Source organism: Curtobacterium oceanosedimentum, from assembly GCF_020297365.1.
GTDB lineage: Bacteria > Actinomycetota > Actinomycetes > Actinomycetales > Microbacteriaceae > Curtobacterium.
The window spans coordinates 46,805-67,194 of sequence record NZ_JAIXIG010000010.1; the positions used below are offsets into that span (position 1 = coordinate 46,805).

Genomic DNA, 20,390 nt, shown 5'->3' on the forward strand with positions numbered 1-20,390 from the left:
AGTGCAATCCTCGTTCGGTGAGCACCACCGAACGCACCCGCGCGCTGCGCCGACGCATGATCGTCGAGGCACGCCGGGCGACCATCGCGCACGGGCTGCACGGCTTCACGATCGAGCAGCTCTGCGACACCGTCGGGGTGTCCCGGCGCACGTTCTTCAACCACTTCGCGTCGAAGGACGACGCCGTGCTCGGCATCGAGATCAACGCCGACGTCCAGGCGATCGACGCCTACGCCGCCGGCGGTGTCGTGCCGGCCGACCTCGAACCGCTCGACTCCATCGTGGCGCTGGCCATCGACCAGCTGCACCGGGTGGGGATAGACCGCGCCGACGAGGTGCTCGTCCGCGGCGTCTTCGAACGGGAACCGGCGCTCGTCGCCCGGTTCCTGTCGGCGACCGACGTGCAACTCGGTCGCATCACCCGGGCGGTCCAGCAGCGCTTCGGCTGGGACGACCCGGCGGACCGGCGTGCCCGCCTGGTGACCGAAGCGGCTGCCGCGCTGGCGAAGGTGACCGCGGAGACGTACTTCGACGACGCGTTCGACGAGGCGACCGGACCCGGGTTCGACGAGCTGCTCACCCAGAACCTCCGCCTGCTCAGGGCGGCCATCACGACCGGACAGGACCCCACCGCATGAGCGCCACCGCGTCGGGCACGACCAAGCGTGCCCGCCCAGGCTCCGACGGACCGCTGCTCCTCACGCAGCGCCGGATCTGGATCATCTTCTCCGCGCTGATCGCGGGGATGCTGCTCTCCAGCCTCGACCAGACCATCGTCTCGACGGCGATGCCCACCATCGTCGGTGAGCTCGGCGGTGTCGCGCACCAGGGCTGGATCACCACCGGGTACCTGCTCGCCTCGACCATCGTGATGCCGATCTACGGCAAGTTCGGCGACGTCATCGGACGCCGCAACCTGTTCCTCGTCGCGATCGCGCTGTTCACCCTGGCGTCCCTCGGGTGCGCCCTGTCGACCGACTTCTGGCAGTTCGTGGTGTTCCGCGCCCTGCAGGGCCTGGGCGGCGGTGGGCTGATGATCCTGTCGCAGGCGATCATCGCGGACATCGTGCCGGCGTCGGAGCGTGGCAAGTACCTCGGCCCGCTCGGCGCGATCTTCGGCCTGTCGGCGGTCGGCGGCCCGCTGCTCGGCGGCTTCTTCGTCGACCACATGACGTGGAACTGGGCGTTCTGGATCAACATCCCCGTCGGCATCGCCGCCTTCCTGGTCGCGTGGTTCGCCCTGACGCTGCCGAGCAAGAAGGCCTCGAAGCGGATCGACGTGCTCGGTGTCGCGCTCCTGTCGGCGACGACCGCCTGCCTGGTGTTCTTCACCGAGTTCGGCGGCAACCGCGCGCACGGCTGGGACGCCCCGGAGACCTGGGCGTGGGGTGCCGGCTTCCTGGTCGCCGCCGCGCTGTTCGTCTTCGTCGAGTCCCGCGCGCAGGACCCGATCATCCCGCTGTCGTTCTTCCGCAACCGCACCTTCGTGCTCGCGACGGGCATCGGCTTCGTGCTCGGCATCGGCATGTTCGCGGCGATCGCGTTCGTGCCGACGTTCCTGCAGATGGCGTCCGGCACCTCGGCCGCGGTCTCCGGGCTGCTGATGCTGCCGATGATGGCGGGCCTGATGGGCACCTCGATCACGTCGGGTGTGCTCATCAGCCGGACCGGCAAGTACCGGATGTACCCGGTCGCCGGCACCGTGGTGGTCGGACTGGCGATGCTCGGCATGACGACCCTGGCCGCGACGACGCCGATCTGGCTGATCTGCGTGTACCTGTTCGTGTTCGGCGCGGGCCTCGGGCTCATCATGCAGGTCGTGGTGCTCGTCGCGCAGAACGCGGTCCCCGCGCAGCAGGTCGGGACCGCCACCTCGACGAACAACTACTTCCGCGAGGTCGGGGCCAGCCTGGGCGTCGCCGTCTTCGGGGCGCTGTTCACGTCGCGGCTGACGGACTCGCTCAACGGGGTCTTCACCGACGCGGGCATCCCGGCGTCGCAGGCGGCCTCGAGCAGCGCGAGCATCGACCCGAACGCGCTGGCGAAGCTCCCCGAGGCCCTGCAGGACGGCATCGTGAACGCCTACGCCGACTCGCTGGCACCGGTGTTCTGGTACCTGCTGCCGTTCATCGCCGCCGCGCTCGTGCTCGCGCTGTTCCTGCCGCAGATGCAGCTGGCGGACGTCGCCGGCATGGTGGCCCGTGGTGAGGCCGTCGGTGGCGCCGAGGCCGACGAGCTCGACCGCGCCCAGCGTGCGGCCCGCGCGGAGCACACCCCGGCGGAGGTGTCCGCGGGAGGCGGTACGCCGGCGTCTCGCCGAGACGCCTCGGACTGACGGACAGGAGGCGCGGTGCCAGCTGGCACCGCGCCTCCCGTCCGTCAGCCGGTCGCGATCACTGCCGCGGCCGACGTTCCGTGCTGAGCGGCACCTCACGCGTGCCGGCGCGCGTGAGGTGACGCTCAGCGCGTGCGGTCGCGGCGGCCCCGCGCTACGCGCCGGTGCTCGCCCGGGGGACCAGGCGCGTCGGCAGGGCCGCGGGCTCGGCAGCCGTGCCGTCGAGCGTCGCGAGCAGGCGCAGCGCCGCGGTGCGCCCGAGGTCCGCGCCGGGCAGGGCCACGCTGGTCAGGGCCGGCGCGGTGACCGACGACGACGGCAGGTCGTCGAACCCCGCGACGGCCAGTTCGCCCGGGACGGCGATGCCGATCGCCCCGGCGGCCCGCAGCACCCCGTACGCGAGGGTGTCGGCGGCCGCGACGACGGCGGTGACGTCGTCGTCCTGCCAGGCCTCGATGACGTGCTCGGTGGCCGAGGCCGCGGCGTCCACGGTGAGGTCGGCGCGGGCGGTGACCTCGGACACGGTGATCCCGGCGTCGGCGCAGGCGCGTTCGAACAGCTCGCGGCGGACGCCGAACGTGGTGGCGCGCGAGGTGCCGTCGAGGTACCCCACGCGCCGGTGTCCCTGCGCGTGCAGGTGCGTCACGAGGTCGTGCACGCCGGTCGACAGGTCGTAGTTGACGGCCTCGGCGCCGCCCGGGGCGTCGAGCAGCACCACGGGCACGCTCGCGGCCATGGGCTCGCCGGCTGCGGGGGCGTCGACGAGGATCCCGGCGGGCCGCAGCCGCTCGAAGCGCCGGACGTCGGCCGCCACGGGCTGGGCGCCGCGCTCGGTGACCGACAGCACGAGTTGGAACCGGTCGCCCAGGGTGTCCCGGACACCGCGGATGACCTCGGCGAAGAACGGGTTCGACAGGTCTGGCGCGATGAACACGACCAGGTCGCCGCTGCCCCGCGCCAGCGAGCTCGCGGCGTGGTCGACGACGTAGCCGAGGTCGTCCACGGCGTCGCGCACCCGGGCGGCGATCGGCGCGGAGACCCGGCCGCGGTCCTTGCCGTTCACCACGAGGGAGACCGTGGCGATGCTCGTGCCCGCCCGCTCGGCCACCATCGCGGCGGTCACGCGACGGCTCGGGGCGGCGGGGGAGGGCACCCGTCGATGCTAGCGAGCACGGTCGGCGAACTTGACGTCAAACGCTTGACGTGTTTCGATGTCAAACGCTTGACGCGCCCCGGTGTCGACGTTCTGTCGGCGCTGCGGATCCCCACCACGTCGAGCACTCACCTCGATTCCCCGAAGAAGTGGAGCGCCCAGCGTGCCCGATGCGACCCAGACCGCCGCGACCCCGTCCGCTGCGACCGAGCCGGCGAAGATCATCCTGGACTGCGACCCCGGCCACGACGACGCCGTCGCGCTCCTGCTCGCCCACGGCAGCCCGGCGATCGACCTGCTCGCCGTCACCACGGTCGTCGGCAACCAGACCCTGCCGAAGGTCACCCGCAACGCCCTGGCCGTCGCTCGCATCGCCGGCATCACCGGGGTGCCCTTCGCCGCCGGTGCCGCCCGCCCGCTGCTCCGCCAGGTCGAGGTCGCCCCGGACATCCACGGCGAGAGCGGCCTCGACGGCCCGATGCTGCCCGAGCCCGCGTTCGACCTGGACGAGCGGCACGCGGTCGACCTGATCATCGACACCGTGATGGCGCACGAGCCCGGCACCGTCACCCTGGTGCCGACCGGTGGTCTGACGAACATCGCCCTCGCAGCCCGCAAGGAACCCCGCATCGTCGAGCGCGTCAAGCAGGTCGTGCTCATGGGCGGCGGCGTGCACGTCGGCAACTGGAGCCCGGTCGCCGAGTTCAACATCGTCATCGACCCCGAGGCCGCTGCCATCGTGTTCGAGGCCGGCTGGGACGTCGTGATGGTCGGCCTCGACCTGACGCACCAGGCCCTCGCCACCCCGGAGGTCGCCGAGCGCATCGCGGCCGTCGGCACCGCCCCCGCCGCCTTCGTCGGCGAGCTGCTCGACTTCTTCGGCCAGACCTACAAGGACGCGCAGGGCTTCGACGCCCCGCCGGTCCACGACCCCTGCGCCGTCGCGTACGTCATCGACCCCACGATCGTCCGCGCCGTGAAGGTCCCGATCCGCGTCGAGACCCAGGGCGCCCTGACCCTCGGCATGACCGTCGCCGACTTCCGCGCCCCCGCGCCCGAGGACTGCCGCACGAGCGCCGCGATGGAGCTCGACCACGGCCGCTTCTGGGACCTCGTCGTCGACGCCCTCGAGCGCATCGGCGAGACGGCCGACACCGGCTGGACCCCACGTGCCGCCGCCGACGCCGTCGAAGCCGGCATCACCACGACCCCGGAGATCTGAACCCCATGACCACCACATCGACGAAGAAGTCGATCGGCGCCCTCACCGCCGCGCTCCTCGCCGCCTGCGTCGCGTTCCAGCTGAACGCGAGCATGCTCAGCCCCGCCCTCGTCACGATGGCCCGCGAGCTCCGCACCGACGACGCCACGATCGGCCTGTCACAGACCCTGTACTTCACGCTCGCGGCACTGTTCTCGCTGTTCCTGCCGCGCCTGTCCGACATCGTCGGCCGCAAGCGCGTGCTGATCGGCATGCTCGCCGTGATGCTCGTCGGCAGCATCGTCGCCGCGCTCGCGGTGAACGTGCCGATGCTGTTCGCGGGTCGCATCATCCAGGGCGTCACCGGCCCGGTCGTCCCGATCTGCCTGCTCGTGCTCCGCAACGAGATCAGCGACCCCAAGCGCTACGGCGCCGCCCTCGGTCTGCTCACCGCCGTGAACGGAGGCATCGCCGGCGTCGACGCCCTGGCCGGCGGGTGGATCGCGACCAACTCCGGGTTCCGCGGCATCTTCTGGGTCATCGCGGTCGTCACCGTGGTCGCCCTGCTCCTGGTCGCCGTCTGGGGTGTCGAGTCGAAGCCCTCTGCCGGCACCCGGATGGACTGGGTCGGCGTCGTCCCGCTCGTCGTCAGCGTCGGGGCCCTGCTCACGGCGTTCAACGAGGCCGGCAAGCTCGGCGCGGCGAACCCGGTGCTCGTGGTCGGCGGCGTGGTCGTCGCGCTCGTCGCCTTCGCGGTGTTCTGGGCCGTCGAGTCGCGGGTGCGGGAGCCCCTGGTCGAGACCCGGTTCCTGAAGCGTCGTGCCACCTGGGCGCTGCTGGCGACGACGTTCCTGACCATGACCGGCGTCTTCGCCGTGGTCAACGGACTCGTCACGAGCCTCGCGCAGAACGGCGACGCCGGCTTCGGGATGGAGGCCGACCTCGCCTCGCTCGTGTTCCTCACCCCGTACGCGCTGGTCGGCTGGGTCGTCGGACCCTTCGCCGGGCGCCTCGCCCCGACGATCGGGTACCGCGCGGTCCTGCGCTTCGGCCTGGTCGGCAGCATCGTCTCGACCGTCCTGATGGCGCTCGTCGGCGTGCACTCGCTGCCCGTCCTGGTCACCGCGACCGTGCTGATCGGCATCACCTACGCCGGCATCGCGAACATCATCCTCAACGGCCTGGGCATCGTGCTGTCGCCGGAGTCGAACCCCGGCTTCCTGCCCGGTCTCAACGCCGGTGCGTTCAACCTCGGCGCCGGGGTCAGCTTCGCCGTCCTGCCCGCGCTGCAGATCGCGCTCGGGGTCGGCGGGTCCGCGGGCACCGCCGGGTACTCCGGTGGCATGCTGCTCGGGGCCGCGATCACGACCGTCGCACTCGCCATCTCGTTCCTCATCCCCCGTCCGGAGAGCGCCGAGACCACGTCCGTCGCACCGCAGAAGGAGACCGTCCGGTGACCGAGACCATCGTGATCGTCGGGTCGCTCAACGCGGACCTGGTGGTGCGCACGGAGCGCTTCCCCCAGCCCGGAGAGACCCTGCAGGGCTCCGACCTCGCGATCCTGCCCGGGGGCAAGTCCGCCAACCAGGCGGTTGCTGCCGGGAGGCTCGGGGGCGCGGTCCGCATGATCGGTGCGGTCGGCGACGACGGGAACGGTGCGCTGCTCCGCGACTCCGTCGCGGCCGCGGGTGTCGACACCACGCACGTCGCCGTCCGCGAGGGCGTCGCCACCGGTACCGCCGTCATCACGGTCGACGGGGCAGGGGAGAACACCATCGTGATCTCCGCCGGGGCGAACGGCACGCTGTCGCCGGAGGACGTGCCGGCCGACGTCTTCTCGGGAGCCGCGGTGCTCGGGCTCTGCCTCGAGGTCTCGATCGACGTCGTCCTCGCCGCCGCCCGGGCAGCGCACGCCGCCGGGGTGACGGTGCTGACGAACCTGTCGCCGTTCGGCGCCGTCCCGCAGGAGCTGCTCGACCTGACCGACGTCCTGCTCGTCAACGAGCACGAGGCCGCCGAGCTCGGCGACCACGGCGTCGCCCGGTCCGTCGTCACCCGCGGTGGCGCCGGCTGCGTGGTGCACGACGGTGCTGCCGAGCCGGTGTCGATCGAGGCCGTCCGCGTCGAACCCGTGGACACGACGGGCTGCGGCGACGCCTTCATGGGCGCGGTGGCGCTGCGCCTGGCGGCGGGGGACACCCTCGTCGACGCGGCGCGCGTCGCCGTGGGGGTCGGGGCGTACGCCGCGACCGGGGCGGGCGCGCAGGCCTCGTACCCGACCACCGCGCAGCTGGAGGCGTTCCTGCGGGCGTAGGACGGGCCTCCCGGGTCTCACCGCCCGCTAGCGTGGTGCCATGCGCGTGGGAGTCCTCGACATCGGGTCCAACACCGGCCACCTGCTCGTGGTGGACGCCCACGGCGGCGCCGCGCCGCTGCCGGCGTCCTCGTTCAAGCAGCCGCTGCGGCTGGCCGAGCACCTGGACGCCTCCGGCGCGGTGACACGGCAGGGGATCGACGCCCTGACCACGTTCGTGGCCGACGCGGTCCGCGTCGCCGAGGACCGCGGGTGCGAGGACATGCTCGCCTTCGCCACCTCGGCGGTCCGCGACGCCGGCAACTCCGACGCGGTCCTGGCCCACGTCGAGGCGTCCACGGGGGTCGAACTCGCCGTCCTGTCCGGCTCGGACGAGGCGCGCCTGACGTTCCTGGCCGTGCGCCGGTGGTTCGGCTGGTCCGCCGGGCGCCTGGCGGTCTTCGACATCGGCGGCGGCTCGCTCGAGATCGCCGGCGGCGCCGACGAGGCACCGGACGTCGCGTGGTCGATGCCGATCGGTGCAGCGCGGCTCGCGCGCTCCTACTTCGGCGCCGGCACCCCGACCGAGGACGACGTCCGCCGCATCCGCCACGAGATCCGCGTCGCGATCGCCCGCGACGCCGGCCTGCTGCTCCGTTCGGGCCGGCCGGACCGCGCCGTGGCGACGTCGAAGACCTTCCGCTCGATCGCCCGGATCTGCGGGGCGGCGCCGTCGGCAGCGGGTCCGCTCGTGCCGCGCTCCCTCGACGGAGCCGTCCTGCGCGAGCGCCTGCCCGAGCTGCTCACCATGTCGGTGGACGAGCTCGCCACGCTGCCGGGCGTCTCACCGAGCCGCGCCCACCAGGTGGTGCCGGGAGCGCTCGTCGCCGAGGCGTGCCTGGACATCTTCGACCTGCCGGCGCTCGAGATCTGCCCGTGGGCGCTCCGCGAGGGCGTCATCCTGGAGCGGCTCGACCAGCTGTCGGTGCTCGGGACGCCGTAGTCGGCCCAGGCGTCGGTCCGGCTACCGGCGCGGTTCCGGGCACTGACGGCGCTGCTTCGGCGGTGCCAGGAGCCACGGCCGGATCAGCGTCGTCACGAACGGCAGCACCCAGAACGTCATGATCGGCGTGAGCACGAGCGTCGTGATGAGCACCCGGGGCAGGATCGCGACGTGCCCGAACGCGGGGACGAGCCAGGCCATCAGGTACGTGAACGCCAGGTTCACCGGGAAGAACCCGAGCCAGATGCTCACCGCCTGCTTCCACCGCGGGGGAGCGCTCGACGCCGGGGCGTCCTGCGGCACGTCGAACCAGCCCTCGATGCCCGTGCGCTTCTCGACGCGGGACTCCACCACCAGGTCGCGACCGAGGTCGAGCCACCGCAGCCGGTCGTCGGAGTTCTCCCACGTGGCCAGGGAGTCGTGGTCGGCGAACCGGTAGAGCATGTGCCACTCGCGGGACTGCGCGCGCGAACGCACCCACCCCGAGCCGAGGAAGCCGGGGTAGCGGTTCGCCAGGTTCACGCCTGACTGCACCCAGGCGGTGGCGTCGGCGATGCGGTCGGGTTCGACCAAACGGGTGATGGAGACGGTGACGGGCGGGCCTGCGGTCACAGGTGGCGAGTGCAGGCTCCCTGGCTCTTGTGGAGTCATGCCACCAGTTTCCCCGATGGGTGTTTCCGGCTCGTGTCGCAGCTCGACGACCGCCGACGGACCGATGGGTAGGTTCGCGGTGTGAGCGAGACCGAGCGCGGTCGGCACGAGACGCCGACGGAACGATGGGACCGGAACTGGGCCGACATCCAGCAGCAGCTCCGGATCGTGCAGACCGGGACGCAGATCCTTGCCGGGTTCCTGCTGACCCTGCCGTTCCAGCAGCGCTTCACCGACCTGTCCGACCGGCAGGAGACGGTGTACCTCGTGCTCGTCGTCCTGGCGGTCGTGGTGACCGTGGTGGCGCTGTCGGCAGTCGCGACGCACCGGCTGGTGTTCCGGCAACGCCAGAAGCACGACCTGGTCCGTGCGGGCAACGGCATCCTGCTCGCCTCGCTCATCGCGAGCGCGCTGCTCTTCGCGGGGACGGTCTCGTTCGTCTTCGACGTGGTGCTCGGCGGCACGGGAGGCGTGATCAGTGGGGTGGCGGTCTTCGTGGGGACGGCGGCGCTGTGGACCGCCGTGCCCTTCGGCCTGCGCCGGACCGAGCGCGACGTCGACCCGGAGCGCGAGAGTTCGTCGGACGGCTGAACGCTCGCCGCGGCGGTGGGGTCAGCTCGCCTGCTTCTTCGCCGCGGGCTTCTTCGCGGGAGCCTTCTTGGCGGCGGGCTTCTTCGCGGAAGCCTTCTTGGCGGGCGTCTCCTTCGGCGCGGCATCGTCCGCCGCCTTCTTCGCCGGGGCCTTCCGGCCGGACCCGGACGAGCCGGACCCGGACGAGCCGGAACCGGACGACGATCGTGAGCTCGACGACGAACGCGACCCCGTGCCTCCCGACCGCTTCTTGTCGACGGACGCGCGCAGCGCGGCCATCAGGTCGAGCACGTCACCGCCCGCGTCGTCGTCCTCGTCGTCCTGCTCGCCGAACGTCTTCTCGGTGTCGATGTCGTCGCCCGCCTCGAGCTTGGCGTCGATGAGCTGCTGCAGTTCCTCCTGGTAGGAGTCGGTGTAGCGGTCGGGGTCGAAGTCGGTCGACATGCTCTCGACGAGCGACGACGACATCTTCAGCTCGTTGGCGCTGACCTTGACCGAGGTGTCGAGGGCCGGGAACTCCGCCGCGCGGACCTCGTCGCCCCAGAGCAGCCCCTGCAGCAGGATGACCTCGTCGTGCACGCGGAGCACCCCGAGCCGGGTCTTCTGCCGCAGCGTGAACTGCACGATCGCCAGTCGGTCGGTCTTCGCCAGCGTCTCGCGCAGCAGCACGTAGGCCTTCGGCGAGCGCGAGTCGGGCTCGAGGTAGTACGTCTTCTCGAACATCATCGGGTCGACCTGCTCGACGGGCACGAACTCCAGGACCTCGACCTCGTGCGACTGCTCTTCGGGGAGCTGCTTGAAGTCGTCGGCGGTGAGCACGACCGTCTTCTCGCCGTCGTCGTAGGCGCGCTGGATGTCGGCGTACTCGACCTCGTGGCCGAACTCGCACACGCGCTTGTAGCGGATGCGGCCCTTGTCCTCGTCGTGGACCTGGTGCAGGGACACGTCGTGGGTCTCGGTGGCCGCGTACACCTTGATGGGCACGTTGACGAGCCCGAACGCGATGGAGCCCTTCCAGATCGACCTCATGGGCACATGATGCCCGCCTCCACGTGAGAGTGCCCGACGTTCCTCGGCTTCCGGCAGCGTGTCCGTGGTCGCTGGTACCCATGGCACATGTTCGAGGGGATCATGCGGACGGTGCAGTCGCTGGCCGGAGCCGGGGTCGTGGTGGCGGTCGGGATGCTGTTCGCGATCGTGCGCGGGGCGCTCAGACCAGCCGATCTGCAGCAACGGGTCGACGATGTGACCGCCCGGTGGCTGAAGCCCTTCCTGCGCTCGGGCGGTGCGGTCTCGCAGGTGCAACAACAGCAGATCGCCGCGCTCCTGCCGGTTCGTGACGAGCGGACGCTGACCGGGACTGCTGCCCTCGTCGTCCTCGGACCGTGGCTCCGCGAACCGGCCAGGACCGGTGCAGAACTCGTCGTACGGTCCAGGGCTCACGCCGTGCGACGGCTCGAGGCGCACGACGATGCCCTGCAGGGTGCACAGACGCTGCGGGCGGCGCTCTGGAGAGCACGACTCGCGGCGTCCGCCGACGAGCTCCGGGTGCTCGTCGACACCGCGGTGTGGTCGGTCCGTGCCGCCACCGATCGACGACAGCTCCGTCTGTCCGGGCGTCTGGCTGCGTGGGTCGGTGGCGGCGGTGCGTTGCTGAGCGCCGTCGTGGTTGCTGGCGGAACGTCGGCGAGTACGGCGGACGCCGCCGGAGAGATCGGCACGTTCGCAGCGGTCCTCGCGCTCCTCGCCGCGCTCGTCGGTCCGGCGCGACACCGGCTCCGCGCCGCCGTGGAGGACCTGCGTGGCCTCCCGCCGCGGTTCCGCTTCCTGATGGCCCTCTGCGCGATCGTGATCCTCCTGCTCGCGGTGCTCTGGCAGACCGGGACGATCCGTGTCCTGTGGACCTGGACGGCGCAGATCGCCGACGACGTGCCGACGTCCTGGTCGGTACCGCTCGGCGGAGCGGTCTGCGGGCTCATGTCCCTGGCGGTCATCGTCCGCGGGGTGCGGTCCGCAGTCTCGCGCGGCGTGCCACTGCACGAGCGTCTGATGACCACCGGGGCAGTCGTCCTCGTCGGCGGCGCTGCCGTCCTCGGTGCCGTCGCGCTCATCCCCGCCTCGGCGCCGTTCCTCAGTGTCGCGACGGTTACGTGGTGCACCGCGGTCGTCGGAATCAGCGCGGCCGCTGGCGTCGTTCGGATCGCCGACGACCACCGCCTGGCGAGACAGCTCGCAGCTGCTGGGCGTCCCGTCCCGGTCGGGAGCTGGCCGTACGCGACCGCGTCGGTCGTGGTGGCGTCCACTGCGGCCACGCTCCTGACGAGCGTGGCCGGCACGACGATGACAGCGGTGACAGCGCAGCTCGGCGGGCTGGTCATCGGGCTCGCCATCGTGCCGCTGTCCGTCTGGGTTGCCGTTGCGCTCTGGGCCGTCGACCGCCGGATCCGTCGGGCGGACGAAGGGTGGCGACTCGACGGTGCGCCCGGTCACACCCCTCCCAGTGCGGACGGTGGCATCGCTGCCCGCGACGAATCGCGCCCGGGTGCGGACCAGCTGGAACGTCGCGAGGCCGGCACGAGCACGATGGGCCCATGAGCCAGCTCGACAAGCAGGACCCCCGCGATCAGTTCCCCCGTCCGCCGTTCCCCGCGCAGACGCAGCAGGGGTCGGGACTCGCGAGTGCGATGGACCCGGCACCCGACCACGGCGAGACGAGCTACGTCGGGACCGGACGGATGCGCGGACACCGGGTCCTGGTGACCGGGGCCGACTCGGGCATCGGGCGAGCGGCGGCGATCGCGATGGCGAAGGAGGGCGCCGATGTCGCCCTGAACGCCCTGCCCGAAGAGCGCGAGGACCTCGAGCAGGTCCGTGACGTCATCGGTGACCTCGGTCGCAAGGCGGTGCTGCTGCCCGGTGACCTGACGGACGAAGCCTTCTGCGACGTGCTCGTGCAGGACGCCGTCAGCGAGCTCGGCGGACTCGACGCCCTGGTGCTCGTCGCCGGCCACCAGCAGGTGCACGAGGACGTCACCCAGCAGTCCACCGACGACTTCGACCGCACGATGAAGGTCAACCTGTACTCGCTGTTCTGGCTCGTCCGCGCTGCCGTCCCGCACATGGCGCCGGGCAGCTCGATCGTCACGACGAGCTCGGTGTCGGCGTACCAGCCGCAGGACCGCATGATCGACTACGCCGCGACGAAGGCCGGCATCATCACGTACACGAACGGCCTCGCCCGTCAGCTCGCCGCGAAGGGCATCCGGGCGAACACGGTGGTCCCCGGTCCGGTGTGGACGCCCCTGCAGCCGATCAGCTACCCGGGCGACGAGATCGCCGCCTACGGCCAGGACACCCCCTTCGGCCGTCCCGCGCAGCCCGTCGAGCTCGGCAGCGCCTACGTCTACCTGGCCGGACCCGAGTCGTCGTACACGTCCGGCACGACCCTGACCGTGGCGGGAGCGACCGGGGTCGCGCTGTGAGCCCCGCCTCGCGCAGGACCGTCGTCCTGGTCGGGGACCGTCGGCTCGCCCTGACGAACACCGACAAGGTGCTCTACCCCGCGACGGGCACGACCAAGGGGCGGGTGATCGAGTACTACGAGCGGGTCGCGCCGTGGATGATCCCGCACGTCAAGGACCGGCCGGTCACCCGCAAGCGCTGGGCGAACGGTGTCGAGGGGAAGGTCTTCTTCGAGAAGAACCTGCCCGACTCCGCGCCCGACTGGGTCCGGCACCACACGATCCACCACTCGGAACACGACAACGAGTACCCGATCGTCGACGACCTGCCGACGCTGGTGTGGATGGCGCAGCAGGCCGCACTCGAACTCCACGTGCCGCAGTGGCGCTTCGGGCCCCGTGGGGCGCAGCAGAACCCGGACCGGCTCGTGCTCGACCTGGACCCCGGCGAGGGCGTCGGCCTGCCCGAGTGCGTCGAGGTGGCGGTCGCCGCGCGCGAGGTCCTGCACGGCATGGGCCTCGATCCGCACCCGGTGACGTCCGGGTCGAAGGGCATCCACCTGTACGCCGCCCTGGACGGGAAGGCGACGACGGCGCAGGTCTCCGACGTGGCGCACGAGCTCGCCAAGGCGCTGGAGGCCGACATGCCCGACCTCGTGCTGTCGTCGATGAGCCGTGCGGAGCGGACGGGCAAGGTGTTCGTCGACTGGTCGCAGAACAACGGCAACAAGACCACCATCGCGCCGTACTCCCTGCGTGGGCGGGACCACCCGACGGTGGCGGCGCCCCGGACGTGGCAGGAACTCGAGGAGCGCGGCCTCGCGCAGCTCACCCTGGACGAGGTCCTCGAACGCCTGGAGGCTCGTGGGGACTTCCTGCACCCGGTCGCGTCCGCCTCGCTGGCGGTCGGCAGGGCCGACCACGGGCACTGGGACAGCGACCGCACCGAGCAGGCGAACGCCGCCGAACCGCCGGCGCGCGACCGACTGGCCGAGTACCGCGCGAAGCGGGACGCGTCGAAGACCCCGGAGCCCGTGCCCGAGGGAGCGCCGACGGTGCGGAAGGACGGCACGCCCACCTTCGTCATCCAGGAACACCACGCCACGCGTGACCACTACGACTTCCGGCTCGAGCACGACGGCGTGCTGGTGAGCTGGGCCCTGCCGAAGGGTGAACCGAACGACCCGGGGAAGAACCACCTGGCGGTGCAGACCGAGGACCACCCGCTCGAGTACGGCTCGTTCGAGGGCACGATCCCGAAGGACGAGTACGGCGGGGGGACCGTCACGATCTGGGACGACGGCACCTACGAGCTCGAGAAGTGGCGGGAGGGCAAGGAGGTCATCGTCACGCTGCACGGGCGGGCGGGTGGCGCTCGCCGCCTCGCGCTCCTGCACACCCGCGGACGCGGTGGCGGCGACGAGAAGAACTGGCTCATCCACCGCACCAAGGAGCAACCCGAGCGGCTCGCCGACGGCGCGGGCGGGTCCGGGACGGGCCGCGTCTCCCGGTCGGCGGACGCGCACCGGGACGGACACCAGGACGGGCAGGGCGACGGGCGGCGGCGCATCACCGGAGCGCAGCCCGCCGACACCCCGCCGTCGGAGCGCCGCACGATGCAGGCGACCCTGGCCGAGGGCGAGCCCCGGCTCGACCCGGCCGACTGGGCGTTCGAGATGAAGTGGGACGGCGTGCGGGCACTGGCGACCGTCCGGGACGGCGCGGTGACGCTGCGGAGCCGGAACGACAACGACCTGACCCCGCAGTACCCCGAGTTGCAGGAACTCGCCGACAGCGCCGGGGTCGACGGCGTGTTCGACGGTGAGATCGTGGCGCTCGACGACCGCGGCCGTCCGAGCTTCCAGCTGCTGCAGAACCGGATGGGCGTGACGAGACCGCGCGAGGTCCGGGCCGCGCAGCAGGCGACACCGGTGCGGTTCCTGGTGTTCGACGTGCTCGAAGCGGACGGACACGAACTCACGCGCCTGGGGTACGACGCGCGCCGCCAGGCGCTCGAGACCGTCGTCGAACCCGGTGGTGCGATCGACGTCCCGCCGGCGGCGCAGGGCGACCTCGAGGCGGTGCTGGCCGAGTCCCGGCACCAGGGGTTGGAGGGCGTCGTCGCGAAGAAGCGGTCGTCCCGCTACGCCGAGGGGCGCCGGTCCGAGGCCTGGTTGAAGCTCAAGCACCACGCGACGCAGGAGGTCGTGGTCGGCGGGTGGAAGCCGGGCACCGGTCGGCGCGCCGGTGGGATCGGCTCCCTGCTGCTCGGCGTGCCCGGGCCGGACGGGTTGGAGTACGTCGGCAAGGTCGGCACGGGGTTCCGCGACCGGGACCTCGACGAGATCGCCGCCGCGCTCCGACCGCTCGAACGGAAGACGTCGCCGTTCGTCGACGTCCCGCGGGTCGACGCTCGCGATGCGCACTGGGTGACGCCGAAGCGCGTCGGCGAGGTCGAGTTCGCCGAGTGGACGGGCGATCGTCGTCTGCGGCACCCGTCGTGGCGCGGGTGGCGCAGCGACAAGGACCCGACGGACGTCGTGCGCGAGGACTGAGCCCGCGGCGGGCTGCCGATGCGTCCGCATGGGGTCCGCCCGTGGCGAACTTCCGTCCCCCGTGGGCGGTCCCCGCGGGGGACGTTCCGGCCGCGACGACCACCGGGCCGCGCACGACTGTTACGGTCGCCGGGACGAAGGGGGCCGCAGATGAGCTCGAGCAAGTACCTGCCGCCGCTGACCCCGGCGGAGCGCGGGGCCGCCGCGGCGGCGGACGGAACGCTGCAGACCGGCCTGCTCGGCACGACGGGCGACGAGCCGGACGGGACCGCGGACGAGGTCCGGTACGCCGACTTCCTCGTGGACGAGGACGACGAGGACGACGAGGACGACGACCCCGCGGTCGATCGGATCGGCTGACCGTACCGGGGCACGGACGGCCCGCACGCCGGATCAGGGGACGCACGGGCCGCCGCCACTCATGAGACGTGGCCACGACCCGGATCGTCACACCCGATCGAAGAATCTTCTGCGGCAGCCCCGGCCCTGCGGTCGGATCCACCCCACCGAGGTCAGGCCGCGGGCGCCGGCCCGTCCGTCGGCTCGGTGCGTCCGGCCACCGGAGCGTCCTCGTCGATGAGGGTCTCCTCCTCGGGCTCGGACACCTCGGCCGCCGCGGCCTTGGCCTCGTCGATGGACTCCTGGGAACGGCGGAGCAGGTCGTCGTCGTGTGCTGCCTGATCGGTCATGCCGAGCAGGTTACGCGGGCGTCCCTGTGTCGGCGTCGCGTCGGCGGTGGCCGTCCGTCCGACTGCCGTCCGCACGGCCGCCGTCGGCACGGCCGCGGTGGAACGGCTCGTAGTCGACGGCCGACGTCGGCGCCGGCGTGGAGGGCATGGCCGGTGCCGCGGGAGCACCGAAGGCGTCGGCCGCGTCGAGCACCGCCCGCGTCGCGGCAGCCGCCGTGCGCAGGGCGTCACCGATCGGCATCGCGCGGTGCGCGGGCGTCCGCACCTCGACGCCCCAGGGCTCGTCGAACCCGAGCTCGCGGACGGTCCGGACGAAGCCGGGCAGGTCCCACGCCCCGGCGCCGGGCAGGTGTCGTGCCACCCGCGACTCCTCGGCGAGCGTCATGCCGCTCGGCGTGTGCAGCAGCCCGTCGCTCAGCTCCACCGCCGCCAGGGTCCCCGGCGCGACCCCCTGGCGGATCGACGCCAGGGTCGAGCCGCCGCGCAACGCGTGCATCGCGTCGACCAGGAGTCCGCCGTTCGGGTGGCCGGCGGCTGCGACGAACCGGCTCGCGCGTTCCACGGTCGGCAGGTTCGACCACGGTTCGGGTTCGAGCACGAGCTGGGCACCCACCGCCTCCGCCTGGTCGGCGAGGACGGTCCAGTCGTCCGCCGTCGCTCCGGGCGAGGCCCCGGGCAGCGTCGTGTCGGCCCGCGCGACCACCTGCCACGCCCGCAGGGTCGCGGCGGCCTCGAGCACCACGCCGCGGTCGGCGTCGTCGTCCGGCGCCCGGTCGGCACACGTCCACCACCGGTCGAGCGGGCCGAGCTGGACCCAGACGATGCCGGCGCCGTCGAGCATCCGACGCAGCTCGGCCAGGCCGATGGTCGCGCGGACCTCGTGCAGGTCGTCCAGCGAGAGCGACAGGCCGGCGAACCCGGCGGCCCCGACGGCGTGCACGCGCTCTCGGACGTCCTCGTCGCCCGCCCACGTCCACGACGTGGCGAGCAGATCGTGTTCCAGCACGGCCCTACCTCCGTTGTCCCGAGGTGTCCGCCGTCGCCCCGTCGCGATTCGCTGCCCCGTGTCCGCCGCGGCCCCACCCGTGGCGTGGACTCAGGGGTACGCCGTCAGTCTGCGAGCGCTCCCAGTTCCGCCGTGCACGGGCGCACGGACGACACGCCCTCAGACGATCCGCGTGCGGACCGACCCGACCCCGGCGATCGTGCCGACGACCTCGGCACCGCGGGCGAGCACGCCGACGCCGTCGGGTGTGCCGGTCATGAGCAGGTCGCCGGGCGCGAGGGCGACGGACCGGGAGAGCGCCGCGATCGTCTCGGCGACGGACCAGATCTGGTCGGCCAGGTCACCCGACTGCCGGAGCTCGCCGTCGACGGTCAGGGTGATCGCGCCCGTCGCCGGATCGGCACCCGCAGCCGGCCGGATCGCCCCGATCGGAGCGGACGCGTCGAAGCCCTTCGCGGTGTCCCACGGTCGCCCCAGTCGCTTCGCCTCGGCCTGCAGGTCGCGACGTGTGAGGTCGATGCCGACGGCGTAGCCCCACACGTGGGCGAGGGCGTCCTCGACGGTGATGTCCGTGCCGCCGGTCCCGATCGCGACGACGAGCTCGACCTCGTGCTCGAGCTGCTGCGTCAGCGGCGGGTACGGGGTGTCGGCGTCGTCCGCCACGACGGCGTCGGCCGGCTTGGTGAAGAAGAACGGCGGTTCACGGTCGGGGTCGTGGCCCATCTCGCGGGCGTGCGCCGCGTAGTTGCGGCCGACGCAGAACACGCGGCGGACGGGGAAGCGCCCGCCGGTCGTGGTCGGGACGGTCGGGAGGCTCGGGGCCGGGACGACGAGGTCGATCACGTCCCCAGCGTGGCAGGCCCGCAGGGCCCCGGTCCACAGGACCCGGCACGTCGGTGCCGTGCCGGGTCCTGTGGAGGGTGATCCGGGCCTCCCTGCCGGTGAGGCGCGAGTTTCAGTTGCCCGGTGCGGCAGCCTCGGTCTCGCCGGCGCCCGGGTCGCCACCGGTGCCGCCGGTGGCGGGCTCGTCCTGCGGCCAGCCCGCGAACTCCCAGCCCGCGAGCGACGGGTGGTCCTCGCCCTTCGTGTACGCGTGGGTCCGGGCGGCGTCACGCGCCTCCGTCAGCTTCGCGAGCAGGTCGGCGTGGGCCTCGGCGTCGACGCGTGTCAGGGCGTCGTGGGCGAGCGCGAAGCGGTCCATCTCGTTCCGCATGAGCATGTCGAACGGCGAGGTCGTCGTGCCCTGTTCGAGGAACCCGTGCACGTGCAGGTCGTCGTGCCCGTTCCGACGGTAGGTGAGCTGGTGCACGAGCGTCGGGTAGCCGTGGAACGCGAACACCGTGGGCGTGCCGGGCAGGAACAGCTCGTCGTACTGCTCGTCCGGGATCGGGTGCTCGTGCTTGCGCGGGTCGCCGAGCGCGAGCAGGTCGACGACGTTGAGGACGCGCACGCCGACGCCCGGCGCGTGCCGCCGGATGATGTCCGCTGCGGCGATCGCCTCGACGGTCGGGACGTCACCGGCACAGGCCAGGACGACGTCCGCGCGGCCGACCGACTGCTCGGTGCCGGCCCAGTCCCAGACGCCGAGTCCGGCCGCGGCGTGCGCGACCGCGTCGTCGAGGGACAGGAACACCGGCTCCGGGTGCTTGCCGGCGACGATCACCTCGATGCGGTCCGTGGTCTCCATGGCGTGCGCCGCGACCGCGAGCAGGGTGTTCGCGTCGGCGGGCAGCTTGATGCGGACCAGGTCCTGCTGCTTCGACGCGACGACGTCGAGGAACCCGGGGTCCTGGTGCGAGAACCCGTTGTGGTCCTGTCGCCACACGTGCGACGAGAGCAGGATCGACAGGTTCGACACCGGGACGCGCCAGTCGATGTCGGTCGACGACTCGAGCCACTTCGCGTACTGACCGACCATCGAGTCGATGATGTGGGCGAACGCCTCGTAGGTGTTGAGGATGCCGTGCCGGCCGGTGAGCACGTAGCCCTCGAGCATGCCCTCGAGCAGGTGCTCCGACAGCACCTCGGTGACGCGGCCACGTGCGGAGAGGTGCTCGTCGCCGGCTGCGCGACGAGCTCGCCAGACGCGGGAGGTGACGTCGAACACCGCGTCGAGCTTGTTCGAGATCGTCTCGTCGGGGCCGAACAGCCGGAAGGTCGAGGCGTTGCGTTCGATGAGCGCCGCGAGCCACGGCCCGAGGGTCCCGGTGGCGGACGCCGTGGAGCCGGCCTCGACGCCGTACGGCTCGAGCGGCGGCCGGTCGAGCGCGGTCCGCAGCCGACCGCCGTTGCCGTGCGGGGTGGCGCTCATCCGCGCGTCGCCGCTCGGCCGGATCCCGGTCATGATGCCGACGGGGTGCCCGTCCTCGTCGAAGAGCTCCTCCGGGCGGTAGGAGCGCATCCACTCCTCGAGCTGCGCGCGGTGTCCCTCGTCCTCGCGCACCGCGGGGAGCGGCACCTGGTGGGCTCGGAAGGTCCCCTCGACCTGCTCGCCGTCGACCTCCTTCGGGCCGGTCCAGCCCTTCGGGGTGCGCAGGACGATCATCGGCCAGCGCGGTCGCAGTGCTGCGGCACCCGCGGGCTGCCCGGCGGCGGCGCGTTCGGCCTGTGCTCGAGCGGCGGCCTGGATGTCGTCGATCGCCGCGAGGGCCCTGCGGAGCGCACCGTCGAACAGGGCGTGCACCGCGTACGGGTCGTCGTCGACGCGACGGGAGTCGACCACGATCGGGTCGTACCCGAGACCGCGGAAGTAGGCGGTGAGGTCCTCGTCGGGGATGCGGGCCAGCACGGTGGGGTTCGCGATCTTCCACCCGTTCAGGTTGAGGATCGGCAGCACGGCCCCGTCGGACACCGGGTCGAGGAAGGTGTGCGCTTGCCACGAACCGGACAGCGGACCGGTCTCGGCCTCGCCGTCGCCGACCACGCACGCGACCACCAGGTCGGGGTTGTCCAGGGCGGCGCCGTACGCGTGCGACAGCGAGTACCCGAGCTCGCCGCCCTCGTTGATCGAGCCGGGGGTCTCCGGGGCCGCGTGCGAGGGGATGCCGCCGGGGAACGAGAACTGCCGGAAGAACTGCTGCAGGTCGACGTCCTGGTACAGCTCGTTCCACGTGCCCTCGAGCCAGGCGTTCGCGTTCATCGCCGGGCCGCCGTGCCCCGGGCCGCACACGTACAGGAACTCGCGGCCGGTCTCCGCGATCAGGGCGTTGCAGTGCGCGTAGACCAGGTTGAGCGCGGGCGACGTGCCCCAGTGTCCGAGGAGCCGGGGCTTGACGTCGTCAGGCTCGATGGGCCGCGTGAGCAGGGGGTTGTCCAGCAGGTAGATCTGCCCGACCGTCAGGTAGTTGGCGGCGCGCCACCAGGCGTCGACCGCCCGGAGCCGGTCGGTGGTGGGGAGGTGTCCAGGGGCCATGGGACCACGGTACGAAACGGAAGGCCGTCGGACCTCAGGA

Annotated in this window: 18 protein-coding genes; 11 read left to right on the plus strand and 7 right to left on the minus strand. The window is 72.3% G+C overall.

Annotation, left to right across the window (positions count from 1 at the left end; genetic code table 11):
* Positions 1-17 precede the first annotated feature (17 nt).
* Together LEL83_RS06410 and LEL83_RS06415 are read left to right on the plus strand one after the other, a co-directional pair.
* The gene (locus LEL83_RS06410; protein WP_198657451.1) at positions 18-638 is read left to right on the plus strand and encodes a TetR/AcrR family transcriptional regulator; all 621 of its coding nucleotides are present in this window, start codon (positions 18-20) and stop codon (positions 636-638) included.
* Positions 635-2,335, plus strand: coding sequence for an MDR family MFS transporter (locus LEL83_RS06415; RefSeq protein ID WP_225558179.1), 1,701 nt, complete (start codon positions 635-637; stop codon positions 2,333-2,335). Before LEL83_RS06410 ends, LEL83_RS06415 begins: the two co-directional genes overlap by 4 nt.
* Positions 2,336-2,489: 154 nt before the next feature.
* On the opposite strand, the gene LEL83_RS06420 is transcribed toward LEL83_RS06415, so the two are convergent.
* The gene (locus LEL83_RS06420) at positions 2,490-3,488 is read right to left on the minus strand and encodes a LacI family DNA-binding transcriptional regulator (RefSeq protein ID WP_225558180.1); all 999 of its coding nucleotides are present in this window, start codon (positions 3,486-3,488) and stop codon (positions 2,490-2,492) included.
* 163 nt (positions 3,489-3,651) lie between these two features.
* Here LEL83_RS06420 and uriH point away from each other — a divergent pair, with 163 nt between their 5' ends.
* The 4 genes from uriH to LEL83_RS06440 are packed head-to-tail and all read left to right on the plus strand — an operon-like array spanning position 3,652 to position 7,985.
* Complete coding sequence (gene uriH / locus LEL83_RS06425; protein ID WP_225558181.1) at positions 3,652-4,710, plus strand: uridine-preferring nucleoside hydrolase UriH; 1,059 nt, start codon at positions 3,652-3,654, stop codon at positions 4,708-4,710.
* Positions 4,711-4,715: 5 nt separating this feature from the next.
* Complete coding sequence (gene uriT / locus LEL83_RS06430) at positions 4,716-6,146, plus strand: uridine transporter UriT (RefSeq protein ID WP_225558182.1); 1,431 nt, start codon at positions 4,716-4,718, stop codon at positions 6,144-6,146.
* Positions 6,143-7,003 (plus strand): ribokinase, encoded by an 861-nt coding sequence (locus tag LEL83_RS06435; protein ID WP_225558183.1) that lies wholly within the window; start codon positions 6,143-6,145, stop codon positions 7,001-7,003. The genes uriT and LEL83_RS06435 overlap by 4 nt, the downstream gene beginning before the upstream one ends.
* A 40-nt stretch (positions 7,004-7,043) precedes the next feature.
* Positions 7,044-7,985 (plus strand): Ppx/GppA family phosphatase, encoded by a 942-nt coding sequence (locus LEL83_RS06440; protein ID WP_198657456.1) that lies wholly within the window; start codon positions 7,044-7,046, stop codon positions 7,983-7,985.
* 21 nt (positions 7,986-8,006) lie between these two features.
* Here LEL83_RS06440 and LEL83_RS06445 read toward each other — a convergent pair whose 3' ends face one another.
* Positions 8,007-8,636, minus strand: a complete 630-nt coding sequence (locus LEL83_RS06445; RefSeq protein WP_225558184.1) for an antibiotic biosynthesis monooxygenase — start codon at positions 8,634-8,636, stop codon at positions 8,007-8,009.
* Positions 8,637-8,717: 81 nt separating this feature from the next.
* On the opposite strand from LEL83_RS06445, the gene LEL83_RS06450 reads away from it, so the two are divergent.
* Complete coding sequence (locus LEL83_RS06450) at positions 8,718-9,227, plus strand: DUF6328 family protein (RefSeq protein ID WP_225558185.1); 510 nt, start codon at positions 8,718-8,720, stop codon at positions 9,225-9,227.
* Between the two features lie 21 nt (positions 9,228-9,248).
* Here LEL83_RS06450 and ku read toward each other — a convergent pair whose 3' ends face one another.
* On the minus strand, positions 9,249-10,256 hold the full coding sequence (gene ku, locus LEL83_RS06455; protein ID WP_225558186.1) for a non-homologous end joining protein Ku: 1,008 nt from the start codon (positions 10,254-10,256) through the stop codon (positions 9,249-9,251).
* Between the two features lie 87 nt (positions 10,257-10,343).
* On the opposite strand from ku, the gene LEL83_RS06460 reads away from it, so the two are divergent.
* The 4 genes from LEL83_RS06460 to LEL83_RS06475 all read left to right on the plus strand — a co-directional run bounded on the left by LEL83_RS06460 (position 10,344) and on the right by LEL83_RS06475 (position 15,603).
* Complete coding sequence (locus LEL83_RS06460) at positions 10,344-11,822, plus strand: hypothetical protein (protein WP_225558187.1); 1,479 nt, start codon at positions 10,344-10,346, stop codon at positions 11,820-11,822.
* Positions 11,819-12,709: an SDR family oxidoreductase gene (locus tag LEL83_RS06465; protein ID WP_198657460.1), complete on the plus strand. Its 891-nt coding sequence runs from the start codon at positions 11,819-11,821 to the stop codon at positions 12,707-12,709. Before LEL83_RS06460 ends, LEL83_RS06465 begins: the two co-directional genes overlap by 4 nt.
* The gene (locus LEL83_RS06470) at positions 12,706-15,243 is read left to right on the plus strand and encodes an ATP-dependent DNA ligase (RefSeq protein ID WP_225558188.1); all 2,538 of its coding nucleotides are present in this window, start codon (positions 12,706-12,708) and stop codon (positions 15,241-15,243) included. Before LEL83_RS06465 ends, LEL83_RS06470 begins: the two co-directional genes overlap by 4 nt.
* Before the next feature lie 150 nt (positions 15,244-15,393).
* Entirely contained in the window at positions 15,394-15,603 is a 210-nt protein-coding gene (locus LEL83_RS06475; RefSeq protein WP_198657462.1) for a hypothetical protein, read from the plus strand.
* A 152-nt stretch (positions 15,604-15,755) separates the two neighbouring features.
* Here the strand turns inward: LEL83_RS06475 and LEL83_RS06480 are convergent, their stop codons facing one another.
* The 4 genes from LEL83_RS06480 to LEL83_RS06495 all read right to left on the minus strand — a co-directional run bounded on the left by LEL83_RS06480 (position 15,756) and on the right by LEL83_RS06495 (position 20,350).
* Complete coding sequence (locus LEL83_RS06480) at positions 15,756-15,932, minus strand: hypothetical protein (protein WP_198657463.1); 177 nt, start codon at positions 15,930-15,932, stop codon at positions 15,756-15,758.
* 10 nt (positions 15,933-15,942) lie between these two features.
* Positions 15,943-16,938, minus strand: a complete 996-nt coding sequence (locus tag LEL83_RS06485) for a sugar phosphate isomerase/epimerase family protein (protein WP_225558189.1) — start codon at positions 16,936-16,938, stop codon at positions 15,943-15,945.
* A 159-nt stretch (positions 16,939-17,097) separates the two neighbouring features.
* Positions 17,098-17,781 (minus strand): fumarylacetoacetate hydrolase family protein, encoded by a 684-nt coding sequence (locus LEL83_RS06490; protein WP_225558190.1) that lies wholly within the window; start codon positions 17,779-17,781, stop codon positions 17,098-17,100.
* Positions 17,782-17,893: 112 nt separating this feature from the next.
* Positions 17,894-20,350: a phosphoketolase family protein gene (locus tag LEL83_RS06495; protein ID WP_225558191.1), complete on the minus strand. Its 2,457-nt coding sequence runs from the start codon at positions 20,348-20,350 to the stop codon at positions 17,894-17,896.
* Positions 20,351-20,390 lie beyond the last annotated feature (40 nt).

What these genes read in the sequence shown, in the direction of transcription:
- LEL83_RS06465 (WP_198657460.1), top strand. Translation starts at nt 11,819, where the DNA reads ATGAGCCAGCTCGACAAGCAGGACCCCCGCGATCAGTTCCCCCGTCCG.
- LEL83_RS06495 (WP_225558191.1), bottom strand. Translation starts at nt 20,350, where the DNA reads ATGGCCCCTGGACACCTCCCCACCACCGACCGGCTCCGGGCGGTCGAC.
- LEL83_RS06475 (WP_198657462.1), top strand. Translation starts at nt 15,394, where the DNA reads ATGAGCTCGAGCAAGTACCTGCCGCCGCTGACCCCGGCGGAGCGCGGG.
- uriT (WP_225558182.1), top strand. Translation starts at nt 4,716, where the DNA reads ATGACCACCACATCGACGAAGAAGTCGATCGGCGCCCTCACCGCCGCG.
- LEL83_RS06440 (WP_198657456.1), top strand. Translation starts at nt 7,044, where the DNA reads ATGCGCGTGGGAGTCCTCGACATCGGGTCCAACACCGGCCACCTGCTC.
- LEL83_RS06460 (WP_225558187.1), top strand. Translation starts at nt 10,344, where the DNA reads ATGTTCGAGGGGATCATGCGGACGGTGCAGTCGCTGGCCGGAGCCGGG.
- ku (WP_225558186.1), bottom strand. Translation starts at nt 10,256, where the DNA reads ATGAGGTCGATCTGGAAGGGCTCCATCGCGTTCGGGCTCGTCAACGTG.
- LEL83_RS06480 (WP_198657463.1), bottom strand. Translation starts at nt 15,932, where the DNA reads ATGACCGATCAGGCAGCACACGACGACGACCTGCTCCGCCGTTCCCAG.
- LEL83_RS06415 (WP_225558179.1), top strand. Translation starts at nt 635, where the DNA reads ATGAGCGCCACCGCGTCGGGCACGACCAAGCGTGCCCGCCCAGGCTCC.
- LEL83_RS06445 (WP_225558184.1), bottom strand. Translation starts at nt 8,636, where the DNA reads ATGACTCCACAAGAGCCAGGGAGCCTGCACTCGCCACCTGTGACCGCA.